We start from the raw sequence: 12,461 nt of genomic DNA on the forward strand, positions 1-12,461 counted from the left end.
CGTGACTACACCAACAAGCAGAACTTGACCACGGTACGTAACCGCGTCAACGAGCTGGGTGTTGCCGAACCGATCGTTCAGCGTCAGGGCGCCAACCGCATCGTGGTTGAGCTGCCGGGCGTGCAGGACACTGCCGAAGCCAAGCGTATTCTCGGCAAGACGGCCAACCTTGAGTTCCGTCTGGCTGCAGAGCCGGGTGCTTCGAAAGCCACTTCCGAAACCTTCGAGTTCCGTGAAGGCAAGCGTCCTCCTGCACAGATCGAACGTGGCCTGATCATCACCGGTGACCAGGTGACTGACGCCAAGGCCGGTTTTGATTCTCAGCACGGTACGCCTGAAGTGAACATCCGCCTGGATGGTCACGGTGGCGAGCTGATGAGCCGCGCAACCCGTTCGAACGTCGGTCGCAGCATGGCGGTGATCTTCATCGAACAGCGTCCAGTGACCACCTACGTCAAGCAGGTTGTCGACGGCGTCGAGAAAGACGTGCCGGTGCAGACCTTCAAGGAAGAGAAGAAGATCATCAGCCTGGCGACCATTCAGTCGCCGCTGGGTGCGCAGTTCCGTATCACCGGCCTGAACGGCCAGGGCGAATCGTCCGAACTGGCGCTGCTGCTGCGTGCCGGTGGTCTGGCCGCTCCGATGTACTTCGCTGAAGAGCGCACAATCGGTCCGAGCCTGGGTGCTGACAACATCACCAAGGGTATCGATGCATCGCTGTGGGGCATGCTGTTCGTCTCGCTGTTCATCATCGCCATCTACCGCTTCTTTGGTGTGATCGCCACGGTCGCACTGGCGGTGAACATGGTGCTGCTGCTGGCGCTGATGTCGCTGCTGGGTGCAACGCTGACCCTGCCGGGTATCGCCGGTATCGTCTTGACCATGGGTATGGCGGTCGACGCCAACGTGCTGATCTTCTCGCGGATCCGTGAAGAGATCGCCGCCGGCATGACCGTGCAGCGTGCAATCAACGAAGGCTTCGGCCGGGCATTCACCGCGATTCTCGACGCCAACCTGACCACTCTGCTGGTCGGCGGCATCCTCTTCGCCATGGGCACCGGCCCGGTGAAGGGCTTCGCAGTGACCATGTCCCTCGGGATCTTTACCTCGATGTTCACGGCCATCATGGTGACCCGCGCAATGGTCAACCTGATCTTCGGCGGACGTGACTTCAAGAAGTTGTGGATTTAAGGGGCTGCCATGTTACGTACAATCAACTTCATGGGCGTTCGCAACTTTGCGTTCGGCGTCACTGTGTTTCTCACCGTTCTGGCCTTGTTCAGTGTTTTCCACAAGGGCATGAACTGGGGCCTGGACTTCACCGGCGGTACGCTCATCGAGCTGACCTACGAGCGTCCGGCCGACGTCACCAAAGTGCGTGAGCAACTGGTGACGTCCGGTTACCACGAGGCCGTGGTGCAGAACTTCGGTGCAACCACCGACCTGCTGGTGCGCATGCCGGGTGAAGACCCGCAGTTGGGCCATCAGGTAGCAGACGCGCTGCAGAAAGTCGGCGGCGATAACCCGGCGACGGTCAAGCGTGTCGAGTTCGTCGGCCCGCAGGTCGGTGAAGAACTGCGCGACCAGGGCGGCCTCGGCATGCTCCTGGCGCTCGGCGGCATCCTGATCTACCTGGCTTTCCGCTTTCAGTGGAAATTCGCGGTCGGCGCCATCGTTTCGCTGATTCACGACGTGATCGTGACTGTCGGTATCCTGTCGTTCTTCCAGATCACCTTCGACCTGACGGTGCTGGCGGCGGTACTGGCGATCATCGGCTACTCGCTGAACGACACCATCGTCGTGTTCGACCGGGTTCGTGAGAACTTCCGTGTGCTGCGCAAGGCTTCGCTGATCGAGAACATCAACATCTCGACCACCCAGACCCTGCTGCGGACCATGGCGACGTCGATCTCGACCTTGCTGGCGATCGCGGCGCTGCTGTTCTTCGGTGGCGACAACCTGTTCGGCTTCTCCATCGCGCTGTTCATCGGTGTTCTGGCGGGTACCTACTCGTCGATCTACATCGCCAACGTGGTGCTGATCTGGCTGAACTTGAGCACTGAGGATCTGATTCCTCCGGCCAACACCGAGAAAGAAGTCGACGACCGTCCATAACGGCCATCGTTTCTCCGGCTGTCAGCCCGAAAAAGGCGCGAGTTGAACTCGCGCCTTTTTTTATGCTCCAAGGCTGGGAGAAGCGCGGGCGCGTCCCGCATGTGATGGTCAGGAGGTTCATGTGAACAAGTCGTTGCTGGTTGGTGCGGTATTGGGTGCTGTCGGTGTGACTGCCGGGGGTGCTGTTGCCACCTACAGCCTGGTTAAAAGCGGCCCTGAGTATGCGCAAGTGCTGGCCGTTGAACCGGTCAAAACACAGATCAAGACTCCACGTGAAGTGTGCAAGGATGTTGCTGTAACCCGCCAGGCGCCGGTCAAGGATCAACACCAGATCCTCGGTACCGCAATTGGTGCGGTAGCGGGTGGTTTGCTGGGTAACCAGATCGGCGGCGGTACCGGCAAGAAGATTGCCACGGTCGCTGGCGCGGTCGGTGGCGGTTATGCCGGTAACAAGGTGCAGGAAGGCATGCAGAACCGCGATACCTACACCACTACTCAGACTCGCTGTAACACCGTGAATGACATCAGTGACAAGGTCGTCGGTTACGACGTGCGTTACTCGCTCGATGGCAAGGAAGGCAAAGTGCGGATGGATCGCGATCCGGGCAACCAGATTCCGGTGGACAAGGAAGGCAAGTTGATTCTGTCGCAGAATCAGCCGGGTCAGTAACAGTCCGACTGTTTTAACAAGAAGCACCCTGCGGGGTGCTTTTTTGTGCCCGCGATTCAAGCCCCACCACAAATCCCCTGTAGGAGTGAGCCTGCTCGCGATGGCGGTGCATCAGTCAACATTAATGCCGGCTGATACACCGCCATCGCGAGCAGGCTCACTCCTACACTGGGCCGGTGGTATTTCTCCAGGCATAAAAAAAGCACCCCGAAGGGTGCTTTTTGCGTTTCGCGGGAAGCTTAGCGCTTCAGCGAAGCCGGCAGGTGCGGCTGGATCGCCGTCAGGACTGCCTTGAAGCATTTGGTGTTGCCGGCAACGATGTGGCCTTTTTCAAGGAAGTCGTGACCGCCGGTGAAGTCGCTCACCAGACCGCCTGCTTCCTGGATCAGCAGGGCGCCAGCAGCCATGTCCCACTCGGACAGGCCCGATTCCCAGAATGCGTCGAAACGACCGGCAGCCACGTAAGCCAGGTCCAGGCTGGCGGAACCGGCGCGGCGGATGCCGGCGGTCTGGCCAACCAGGGCGCGGAACATGCCCAGGTAGTTGTCGAGGTTGTCCATCTGGTCGTCACGGAACGGGAAGCCAGTGCCCAGCAACGCGCCTTCGAGGCTGGTGCGACCGCTGACGCGCAGACGGCGACCGTTCAGTTGCGCGCCGCGACCACGGCTGGCGGTGAATTCTTCCTGGCGAACCGGATCCAGAACCACTGCGTGTTCCAGGCGACCACGGTATTTGCAGGCAATGCTGACAGCAAAGTGAGGAATGCCGCGCAGGAAGTTGGTGGTGCCGTCCAGTGGATCGATGATCCACAGGTACTCTTCGCCTTCGATGCCGTTACCGACATGCATGCCGGTCTCTTCACCCTGGATCGAGTGATTCGGGTATGCCTTGCGCAGAGCGTCGATGATTTTCTGTTCGGCGGCGCGATCGACCTCGGATACATAATCCTTGGCGTCTTTTTCGTCGACCTTGATGGTATCCAGGCGCTCGATGGAGCGGAAGATAAGTTCACTTGCGCTGCGGGCGGCGCGCAGCGCGATATTCAGCATGGGCTGCATGGATGTGTCACCTAAGGTTGTTAAAGAAAGCCGCGCATTCTATCAGAACTTTTCTTCAGGTGAAGGTCGCTGTTCGCTTTCATAGCTTAACGGTAGGCTGTTCTGTAAGATTTGCACCCCTTTCCTGTGTCCGAGAGCGCCTCCCTTGCTGCAGAACATTCGTGTCGTCCTGGTCAATACCAGCCACCCCGGCAACATCGGCGGGGCCGCGCGCGCCATGAAAAACATGGGTCTGTCGCGGCTGGTGCTGGTCGAGCCGCGCCTGTTTCCGCATCACGAAGCCGATGCGCGAGCTTCCGGTGCCGGGGATATCCTTGAAAACGCACAAGTCGTCGCCACCCTGGAAGACGCTTTGGTCGGCTGCAATCTGGTGCTCGGCACCAGCGCCCGTGACCGCCGCATTCCCTGGCCGCTGCTCGATCCGCGCGAATGCGGGAGCAAAGTGGTCGAGGAGGCGGGGCAGGGCGCACAAATCGCGTTGGTGTTCGGTCGTGAAGACTCCGGCCTGACCAACGAGGAGCTGCAGCGATGTCACTTTCACGTGCACATTCCCTCCGATCCTGAATTCAGCTCGCTGAACCTCGGGGCGGCGGTGCAGGTGTTGAGCTATGAAGTGCGCATGGCCTGGCTGGCCGCACAAGGGCAGCCGACCAAGATCGAGAAAGAAGAAGTGGCCTCGGTGAAAAGCGCCGAGCTCGCGACCATGGATGAGCTGGAGCGCTTCTACGAGCATCTGGAGCAGACGCTGGTCGCCATCGAATTTCTTGATCCGGAAAAGCCACGGCACTTGATGGCGCGCCTGCGCCGGTTGTACGGACGCAGCTCGGTCAGCCGGGCGGAAATGAATATTTTGCGTGGCATCCTCACGGAAACCCAGAAAGCGGCCCGTGGTGAGCTTCTTAAGCGGAAGGACTGAATGATGTTTGAGCGTTTGCGTGAAGATATCCAGAGCGTATTCCATCGGGACCCGGCTGCGCGTAACGCTTTTGAAGTCCTGACCTGCTACCCCGGCATGCATGCGATCTGGATTCATCGTCTGGCCGGGATGCTGTGGCGCAACGAGCTGAAATGGCTGGCGCGCCTGGTGTCCAACTTCGGTCGCTGGCTGACCGGGATCGAGATTCATCCGGGTGCCAAGGTTGGTCGGCGCTTCTTCATCGACCACGGCATGGGCATCGTCATTGGTGAAACCGCCGAGATTGGCGATGACGTGACCATTTATCAGGGTGTGACTCTGGGTGGCACCAGTTGGAACAAGGGCAAGCGCCACCCGACATTGGGTGACGGCGTTGTCGTGGGTGCCGGGGCCAAAGTGCTTGGGCCGTTCACGGTGGGGGCTGGGGCGAAAGTCGGTTCCAATGCCGTCGTGACTAAGGAAGTACCGCCGGGCGCCACGGTGGTGGGAATTCCGGGGCGGATCATCGTCAAGTCTGATGAAGAACAGGACGCCAAGCGCAAGGCGATGGCCGAGAAGATCGGTTTCGATGCTTATGGCGTCAGCGAGGACATGCCTGACCCGGTGGCTCGCGCCATCGGTCAGTTGCTCGATCACCTGCAAGCGGTGGACGGACGGCTGGAGGGGATGTGCGGCGCGCTGAAGGATCTGGGCAGTAATTACTGTGCGAAAGATCTGCCTGAGCTGCGTGAAGAAGATTTTGCCTGCGTCAAAGGCAAAGACGAATCCAAAGCCGGCTGACAGGCTTTGTAGGCGCTGCCGCAGGCTGCGATCTTTTGATCTTATTTAAAGCAAAAGCAAAAGATCGCAGCCTTCGGCAGCTCCTACAGGCTCCATCGGCAGGGTGGTGTGCCATTAAGCCGCAGACCCTGCTATCATTCGCGCGCTCTTTTGCGGGTAAACCCGACTAAAGCACTAGGTCTTATAGTTGACTTAAATGCTCGGGAATTGCATACTCCCGCCCATTCCGAACTCCGTGGTAACTGTCCATGCGACTGACTACAAAAGGCCGATACGCCGTGACCGCCATGCTTGACCTGGCGTTGCACGCGCAGCACGGGCCGGTGTCCCTGGCCGATATCTCCGAGCGCCAAGGCATCTCCCTGTCCTATCTCGAACAGCTTTTCGCCAAGCTGCGCCGCAGCAACCTGGTTTCCAGTGTTCGCGGTCCGGGTGGTGGCTACCAGTTGTCCCGCGACATGCAGGGCATCCAGGTCGCTCAGGTGATCGATGCGGTCAACGAATCGGTCGATGCTACCAAGTGCCAGGGCCAGGGCGATTGCCATTCCGGCGATACCTGCCTGACTCACCACCTGTGGTGCGACCTGAGCCTGCAGATTCACGAATTTCTAAGTGGTATCAGCTTGGCTGATCTTGTAACTCGCCGTGAGGTGCAGGAAGTAGCCCAGCGTCAGGACCAGCGCCGTTGCAACAGCAAGGCGCCACGCCTGGACAAGATTGAAGCGTCCGCCGTCGAATGACAGCCGAAGAGCTAGCGGAACGCCAGCCCTGATTTAGGAGATAGTCCATGAAATTGCCGATTTACCTTGATTACTCTGCGACCACCCCGGTCGATCCGCGCGTTGCGCAAAAGATGAGTGAATGCCTGCTGGTCGACGGAAACTTCGGTAACCCGGCCTCCCGTTCCCACGTGTTCGGCTGGAAAGCTGAAGAGTCCGTCGAAAACGCCCGTCGTCAGGTGGCCGATCTGGTCAACGCCGACCCGCGCGAAATCGTCTGGACCTCCGGTGCCACCGAGTCCGACAACCTGGCAATCAAGGGTGCGGCGCATTTCTATGGCTCCAAGGGCAAGCACCTGATCACCAGCAAGATCGAGCACAAGGCTGTCCTCGACACCATGCGCCAACTGGAGCGTGAAGGTTTCGAAGTCACCTACCTCGAGCCGACCGAAGACGGTCTCATCACCCCGGCGATGATTGAAGCGGCACTGCGCGAAGACACCATCCTGGTGTCGGTGATGCACGTGAACAACGAAATCGGCACCATCAACGACATCGCTGCCATCGGCGAACTGACCCGCTCCAAGGGCGTTCTGCTGCATGTTGACGCGGCTCAGTCCACCGGCAAGGTCGACATCGACCTGCAGAAGCTGAAAGTCGACATGATGTCGTTCTCCGCCCACAAAACCTACGGCCCTAAAGGCATCGGCGCGCTGTACGTCAGCCGCAAGCCGCGTGTGCGCATCGAAGCGACCATGCACGGCGGCGGTCACGAACGCGGCATGCGTTCCGGCACCCTGGCGACCCACCAGATCGTCGGCATGGGCGAAGCGTTCCGTGTAGCCAAGGAAGACATGGCTGCCGAAAACGTGCGGATCAAAGCCCTGAGCGACCGCTTCTACAAGCAGGTCGAGCATCTGGAAGAGCTGTACGTCAACGGCAGCCTGACCGCCCGCGTTCCGCACAACCTGAACCTGAGCTTCAACTACGTTGAGGGCGAGTCGCTGATCATGGCGCTCAAGGATCTGGCGGTATCGTCCGGTTCGGCCTGCACCTCGGCGTCCCTGGAGCCTTCGTACGTACTGCGCGCCCTGGGCCGCAATGACGAACTGGCGCACAGCTCGATCCGTTTCACCTTCGGCCGTTTCACCACCGAAGAAGAAATCGACTACGCCGCGCAGAAAGTCTGCGAGGCCGTTACCAAGCTGCGCGCTCTGTCGCCGCTGTGGGACATGTACAAAGACGGTGTCGACATTTCGAAAATCGAGTGGGCGGCACACTGATTTCAAGTCGCCGCGAACCGGCCCTGCGACCCCAGGTTGCAGGGCTTAAAGAGCGACTCTCTGATGAGTGAGGATTAAGCACCATGGCTTACAGCGAAAAGGTCATCGACCACTACGAAAACCCGCGCAATGTCGGCAAGATGAACGCGGAAGACCCGGATGTCGGCACCGGCATGGTCGGCGCTCCGGCGTGCGGCGACGTGATGCGTCTGCAGATCAAGGTCAACGATCAGGGCGTTATCGAAGACGCCAAGTTCAAGACCTACGGCTGCGGTTCGGCAATCGCTTCCAGCTCCCTGGCCACCGAGTGGATGAAGGGCAAGACGCTGGACGAGGCCGAGACCATCAAGAACACTCAGCTGGCCGAAGAACTGGCTCTGCCGCCAGTGAAAATCCACTGCTCGGTACTCGCTGAAGACGCTATCAAAGCGGCTGTTCGCGACTACAAGCAGAAGAAAGGCTTGATCTAAGCATTGCGCGACGAGTAAGGAGTCAACGATGGCTATCAGCATGACAGAAGCGGCTGCTCGACACGTGCGACGCTCCCTCGACGGGCGCGGCAAAGGTGAAGGGATTCGTCTGGGTGTTCGCACCACAGGCTGTTCCGGCCTTGCCTACGTGCTGGAGTTTGTCGACGAGGTGGTTGCCGAGGATCAGGTGTTCGAAAGTCACGGCGAAAAAGTGATTATCGACCCGAAAAGCCTGGCCTACCTGGACGGCACCGAGCTCGATTTCGTCAAGGAAGGGTTGAACGAAGGCTTCAAGTTCAACAACCCCAACGTACGCGGTGAATGTGGCTGCGGCGAAAGCTTCAACATCTGAGGCTTGTCGTGGGTATTCCTTGTCATTTCGCTTTATTCGAGCTGCAACCGAGCTTTCGTCTGGATCTCGAGCAGTTGGCCACGCGCTACCGTGAATTGGCGCGCGGCGTTCATCCTGACCGCTTTGCCGACGCTTCCGAGCGCGAGCAGCGCTCGGCGCTCGAGCAGTCTGCACGGCTCAACGACGCGTACCAGACGCTCAAGAGCCCGGCCCAGCGCGCACGCTATCTGCTGACCATCAGCGGGCATGAAGTGCCGATGGAAGTCACGGTCCACGATCCCGAGTTTCTCTTGCAGCAGATGCAATGGCGCGAAGAGCTCGAAGACCTTCAGGACAGTGCCGACCTCGACGGTGTCGCGGTATTCAAGCGGCGCCTGAAAGTGGCTCAGGAAGAACTCAACGAAAGCTTCGCAGCCTGTTGGGATGATGCAGCGCAGCGCGAACGGGCCGAACGCCTGATGCGGCGCATGCAGTTCCTCGACAAGCTCACCTACGAAGTGCGCCAGTTAGAAGAGCGCCTCGACGATTAACCCAGTGCCGCTCCGGTCGCACGCCTGATATACAGATAAGTCCTGATCACGATGGCCCTACTGCAGATCGCCGAACCCGGCCAAAGTCCTCAACCGCACCAGCGTCGTCTGGCTGTGGGGATCGACTTGGGCACTACCAATTCGCTGGTCGCTGCGTTGCGCAGTGGTCTTTCCGAACCACTGGCCGACGCTGACGGGCAGGTCATCCTGCCGTCCGCCGTGCGTTATCACGCCGACCGCGTCGAGGTTGGCGAGTCGGCCAAACTGGCCGCGTCCTCCGATCCCTTGAATACTGTGCTGTCGGTCAAGCGCCTGATGGGGCGTGGTCTGTCCGACGTCAAGCAATTGGGCGAGCAACTGCCATACCGCTTCGTCGGTGGCGAATCGCACATGCCGTTCATCGACACCGTACAAGGCCCGAAAAGCCCGGTCGAAGTCTCCGCCGATATCCTCAAGGTGCTGCGTCAGCGTGCTGAAGCGACCCTGGGTGGCGAGCTGGTCGGTGCGGTGATCACCGTGCCGGCGTATTTCGACGATGCTCAGCGCCAGGCCACCAAGGATGCGGCGAAACTCGCCGGTCTGAACGTGCTGCGTCTGCTCAACGAGCCGACCGCTGCCGCTGTGGCGTATGGTCTGGATCAACACGCCGAAGGGCTGGTGGCGATCTACGACCTGGGTGGCGGCACCTTCGATATTTCGATTCTGCGTCTGACTGGCGGTGTGTTCGAAGTGCTGGCCACTGGCGGCGACAGCGCACTGGGCGGCGATGACTTCGATCACGCGATTGCCGGCTGGATCATCGAGAGCGCCGGCCTGTCCGCCGATCTCGATCCGGGCGCACAACGCAATCTGCTGCAAACCGCCTGCGCGGCCAAAGAAGCCCTGACCGATGCGGTCAGCGTTGAAGTCGCTTACGGTGACTGGAAAGCGCAGCTCAGCCGCGAAGCCTTCGATGCGCTGATCGAGCCAATGGTTGCTCGCAGCCTGAAAGCCTGCCGCCGCGCCGTGCGTGATTCCGGTATCGAGCTGGAAGACGTGCATGCCGTGGTCATGGTCGGTGGTTCGACCCGCGTTCCACGTGTACGCGAAGCCGTTGCCGAAGCCTTCGGTCGTCAGCCATTGACGGAAATCGACCCGGATCAAGTGGTGGCCATCGGGGCCGCGATCCAGGCGGATACGCTGGCTGGCAACAAGCGCGATGGCGGCGAACCGCTGCTGCTCGACGTGATTCCTCTGTCCCTGGGGCTGGAAACCATGGGCGGGCTGATGGAGAAGGTGATTCCGCGCAACACCACCATCCCTGTCGCCCGTGCGCAGGACTTCACTACGTATAAAGACGGTCAGTCGGCCATGGCGATCCACGTGCTGCAGGGTGAGCGCGAGTTGATCAGCGACTGCCGCTCCCTGGCGCGCTTCGAACTGCGCGGCATTCCGGCGATGGTGGCCGGTGCGGCGAAGATTCGCGTGACCTTCCAGGTCGATGCCGACGGTCTGCTCAGCGTGTCTGCCCGTGAACTGGGTTCGGGCGTTGAGGCGAGCATTCAGGTCAAGCCGTCCTACGGCCTGACCGACGGCGAAATCGCCAAGATGCTCAAGGACTCGTTCCAGCACGCCAATGACGACAAGGTCGCCCGTGTTCTGCGTGAGCAGCAGGTCGATGCCCAGCGCCTGATCGAAGCGGTGCAGGGCGCTCTGGAGGCTGATGGCGAGCGTTTGCTCGACGCCGAAGAGCGCATGGTCATCGAACTGCAGATGCAGGAACTGGCCGAACTGATGAAAGGCACCGATGGTTACGCCATCGAGCAGCAGACCAAGCGTCTGTCGCAAGTGACCGATGCTTTTGCTGCCCGCCGCATGGATTTGACGGTGAAAGCCGCTCTGTCGGGGCGCAATCTGAATGAAATCGAGGATATCTGATGCCGCAGGTCATTTTTCTGCCCCACGAGAAGTTCTGCCCTGAAGGCATGGTTGTCGAGGCCGAACCCGGCACTTCGATTCTCGATCTGGCTCACGAGCACCATATCGAGATGGAAAGCGCCTGCGGCGGCGTCTGCGCCTGCACCACTTGCCACTGCATCATCCGCGAGGGTTTCGACTCGCTGGAAGAGGCGGACGAGCTGGAAGAAGACTTCCTCGATCGCGCCTGGGGTCTGGAAGCGCAATCGCGTCTGGCCTGTCAGGCTATCGTCGGTGAAGAAGACATCACCGTCGAGATTCCGAAATATTCGCTTAACCATGCGGCCGAAGCGCCGCACTGACTGGTAAGACTGTCATGAGCTACGGTTGGAATGATGTTCAACGTATTGCAGAAGAACTGGCTGAGGCCCACGCCGGCGTCGATCCGTACTCTGTAGGTTTTGTCCGTCTGCAGCAGATGATCCTGGATCTGCCTGACTTTGATAGCACTTCTGGCCGTGTCGGCGAGAAGGTGCTGGAAGCGGTTCAGGAGCTCTGGGCCAAAGAATTGGACTGATCGTCTCGCAGGTTAGGCAATACCCAAGAACCCGCGTATAATTCGCGGGTTTAATTTTTCGCAAATTACCGTTTCTGGAGTTACACCATGGCTGTTCAACGTACTTTCTCCATCATCAAGCCTGACGCCGTTGCTAAAGGCGCTGCCGGCGAAATCGTTACCCGTTTCGAAAAGGCTGGTCTGAAAGTGGTTGCTTCGAAAATGAAGCAGCTGTCCAAAGCCGAAGCTGAAGGCTTCTACGCTGAGCACAAAGAGCGCGGTTTCTTCGGCGACCTGGTTGCGTTCATGATCTCCGGTCCTGTTGTTGTTCAGGTTCTGGAAGGCGAAAACGCTATCGCTCGCAACCGTGAGCTGATGGGCGCTACCAACCCTAAAGAAGCTGCTGCCGGCACCATCCGTGCTGACTTCGCCGAGTCGATCGACGCCAACGCCGTTCACGGTTCGGACTCCGAAGCCGCTGCTGCTCGCGAAATCTCGTACTTCTTCGCAGCTACTGAAGTAACCACTCGCTAAGCATTGCTTAAAGAGTGAAGGTGAATCCATGACTACATCGACTGTTAAAACAAACCTGCTGGGTCTGACCCAGCCGGAAATGGAAAAATTCTTCGACTCAATCGGGGAGAAGCGTTTCCGTGCCGGTCAGGTAATGAAATGGATTCACCACTTTGGCGTCGATGATTTCGACGCCATGACGAACGTCAGCAAGGCCTTGCGCGACAAGCTCAAGGCTATTGCTGAGGTCCGTGGTCCCGAAGTGGTCAGCGAGGACATTTCCAGCGACGGCACCCGCAAGTGGGTGGTGCGCGTGGCGTCCGGCAGCTGTGTCGAGACCGTCTACATTCCCCAGGGCAAGCGCGGCACTCTGTGCGTTTCGTCCCAGGCAGGCTGTGCCCTGGACTGCAGTTTCTGCTCCACCGGCAAGCAAGGCTTCAACAGCAACCTCACCGCCGCCGAAGTCATCGGTCAGGTGTGGATTGCCAACAAATCCTTCGGCAGTGTTCCCGCCACCATCGACCGCGCCATCACCAACGTGGTGATGATGGGCATGGGCGAACCGCTGTTGAACTTCGACAACGTCGTGGCCGCCATGCATCT

15 protein-coding genes and 1 pseudogene are annotated in these 12,461 nt (G+C 59.5%); 15 read left to right on the forward strand and 1 reads right to left on the reverse strand.

The window, feature by feature from the left end; genetic code table 11:
* The 3 genes from secD to ACIP8I_RS26530 form a co-directional block, all read left to right on the forward strand.
* The coding region (gene secD, locus ACIP8I_RS26520) for a protein translocase subunit SecD (RefSeq protein ID WP_400764843.1) at positions 1 to 1,191 on the forward strand (1,191 nt) is incomplete at its 5' end.
* Positions 1,192 to 1,200: 9 nt separating this feature from the next.
* Positions 1,201 to 2,115, forward strand: coding sequence for a protein translocase subunit SecF (gene secF / locus ACIP8I_RS26525; RefSeq protein WP_007964416.1), 915 nt, complete (start codon positions 1,201 to 1,203; stop codon positions 2,113 to 2,115).
* 121 nt (positions 2,116 to 2,236) lie between these two features.
* A complete protein-coding gene (locus ACIP8I_RS26530; RefSeq protein WP_041071808.1) occupies positions 2,237 to 2,785 on the forward strand; it encodes a glycine zipper 2TM domain-containing protein in 549 nt (182 codons plus the stop codon).
* A gap of 239 nt (positions 2,786 to 3,024) precedes the next feature.
* On the opposite strand, the gene suhB is transcribed toward ACIP8I_RS26530, so the two are convergent.
* On the reverse strand, positions 3,025 to 3,843 hold the full coding sequence (gene suhB / locus ACIP8I_RS26535; RefSeq protein ID WP_007964419.1) for an inositol-phosphate phosphatase: 819 nt from the start codon (positions 3,841 to 3,843) through the stop codon (positions 3,025 to 3,027).
* A 145-nt stretch (positions 3,844 to 3,988) separates the two neighbouring features.
* Here suhB and trmJ point away from each other — a divergent pair, with 145 nt between their 5' ends.
* From trmJ to ACIP8I_RS26595, 12 genes and pseudogenes are all read left to right on the forward strand, one after another.
* Positions 3,989 to 4,759 carry a tRNA (cytosine(32)/uridine(32)-2'-O)-methyltransferase TrmJ gene (gene trmJ, locus ACIP8I_RS26540; RefSeq protein WP_027612138.1) on the forward strand — a complete coding sequence of 257 codons (771 nt, stop codon included), beginning with the start codon at positions 3,989 to 3,991 and terminating at the stop codon, positions 4,757 to 4,759.
* 3 nt (positions 4,760 to 4,762) lie between these two features.
* Positions 4,763 to 5,539, forward strand: coding sequence for a serine O-acetyltransferase (gene cysE, locus ACIP8I_RS26545; RefSeq protein ID WP_007964422.1), 777 nt, complete (start codon positions 4,763 to 4,765; stop codon positions 5,537 to 5,539).
* Between the two features lie 248 nt (positions 5,540 to 5,787).
* Entirely contained in the window at positions 5,788 to 6,279 is a 492-nt protein-coding gene (iscR, locus tag ACIP8I_RS26550) for a Fe-S cluster assembly transcriptional regulator IscR (RefSeq protein WP_003227911.1), read from the forward strand.
* 47 nt (positions 6,280 to 6,326) lie between these two features.
* Positions 6,327 to 7,541: an IscS subfamily cysteine desulfurase gene (locus tag ACIP8I_RS26555; RefSeq protein WP_007964423.1), complete on the forward strand. Its 1,215-nt coding sequence runs from the start codon at positions 6,327 to 6,329 to the stop codon at positions 7,539 to 7,541.
* 83 nt (positions 7,542 to 7,624) lie between these two features.
* Positions 7,625 to 8,011: a Fe-S cluster assembly scaffold IscU gene (gene iscU, locus ACIP8I_RS26560; protein WP_003227907.1), complete on the forward strand. Its 387-nt coding sequence runs from the start codon at positions 7,625 to 7,627 to the stop codon at positions 8,009 to 8,011.
* A gap of 28 nt (positions 8,012 to 8,039) precedes the next feature.
* A complete protein-coding gene (iscA, locus tag ACIP8I_RS26565; RefSeq protein WP_003227904.1) occupies positions 8,040 to 8,363 on the forward strand; it encodes an iron-sulfur cluster assembly protein IscA in 324 nt (107 codons plus the stop codon).
* An 8-nt stretch (positions 8,364 to 8,371) separates the two neighbouring features.
* Complete coding sequence (gene hscB / locus ACIP8I_RS26570) at positions 8,372 to 8,893, forward strand: co-chaperone HscB (RefSeq protein ID WP_400764844.1); 522 nt, start codon at positions 8,372 to 8,374, stop codon at positions 8,891 to 8,893.
* Positions 8,894 to 8,944: 51 nt separating this feature from the next.
* A complete protein-coding gene (gene hscA / locus ACIP8I_RS26575; RefSeq protein WP_400764845.1) occupies positions 8,945 to 10,810 on the forward strand; it encodes a Fe-S protein assembly chaperone HscA in 1,866 nt (621 codons plus the stop codon).
* On the forward strand, positions 10,810 to 11,151 hold the full coding sequence (gene fdx, locus ACIP8I_RS26580) for an ISC system 2Fe-2S type ferredoxin (protein WP_003227897.1): 342 nt from the start codon (positions 10,810 to 10,812) through the stop codon (positions 11,149 to 11,151). The genes hscA and fdx overlap by 1 nt, the downstream gene beginning before the upstream one ends.
* Before the next feature lie 14 nt (positions 11,152 to 11,165).
* Entirely contained in the window at positions 11,166 to 11,366 is a 201-nt protein-coding gene (gene iscX / locus ACIP8I_RS26585) for a Fe-S cluster assembly protein IscX (RefSeq protein WP_077574428.1), read from the forward strand.
* An 87-nt stretch (positions 11,367 to 11,453) separates the two neighbouring features.
* Entirely contained in the window at positions 11,454 to 11,879 is a 426-nt protein-coding gene (gene ndk / locus ACIP8I_RS26590; protein ID WP_003227894.1) for a nucleoside-diphosphate kinase, read from the forward strand.
* 28 nt (positions 11,880 to 11,907) lie between these two features.
* A pseudogene (locus ACIP8I_RS26595) lies at positions 11,908 to 12,461 on the forward strand (23S rRNA (adenine(2503)-C(2))-methyltransferase RlmN); the annotation flags it as partial.

Source organism: Pseudomonas sp. NPDC088414 (assembly GCF_044753325.1).
Lineage (GTDB): Bacteria > Pseudomonadota > Gammaproteobacteria > Pseudomonadales > Pseudomonadaceae > Aquipseudomonas.

Coding starts and splice junctions, on each gene's coding strand:
- secF (WP_007964416.1), top strand. CDS start 1,201: ATGTTACGTACAATCAACTTCATGGGCGTTCGCAACTTTGCGTTCGGC.
- suhB (WP_007964419.1), bottom strand. CDS start 3,843: ATGCAGCCCATGCTGAATATCGCGCTGCGCGCCGCCCGCAGCGCAAGT.
- cysE (WP_007964422.1), top strand. CDS start 4,763: ATGTTTGAGCGTTTGCGTGAAGATATCCAGAGCGTATTCCATCGGGAC.
- iscR (WP_003227911.1), top strand. CDS start 5,788: ATGCGACTGACTACAAAAGGCCGATACGCCGTGACCGCCATGCTTGAC.
- ACIP8I_RS26555 (WP_007964423.1), top strand. CDS start 6,327: ATGAAATTGCCGATTTACCTTGATTACTCTGCGACCACCCCGGTCGAT.
- iscU (WP_003227907.1), top strand. CDS start 7,625: ATGGCTTACAGCGAAAAGGTCATCGACCACTACGAAAACCCGCGCAAT.
- iscA (WP_003227904.1), top strand. CDS start 8,040: ATGGCTATCAGCATGACAGAAGCGGCTGCTCGACACGTGCGACGCTCC.
- hscA (WP_400764845.1), top strand. CDS start 8,945: ATGGCCCTACTGCAGATCGCCGAACCCGGCCAAAGTCCTCAACCGCAC.
- fdx (WP_003227897.1), top strand. CDS start 10,810: ATGCCGCAGGTCATTTTTCTGCCCCACGAGAAGTTCTGCCCTGAAGGC.
- iscX (WP_077574428.1), top strand. CDS start 11,166: ATGAGCTACGGTTGGAATGATGTTCAACGTATTGCAGAAGAACTGGCT.
- ndk (WP_003227894.1), top strand. CDS start 11,454: ATGGCTGTTCAACGTACTTTCTCCATCATCAAGCCTGACGCCGTTGCT.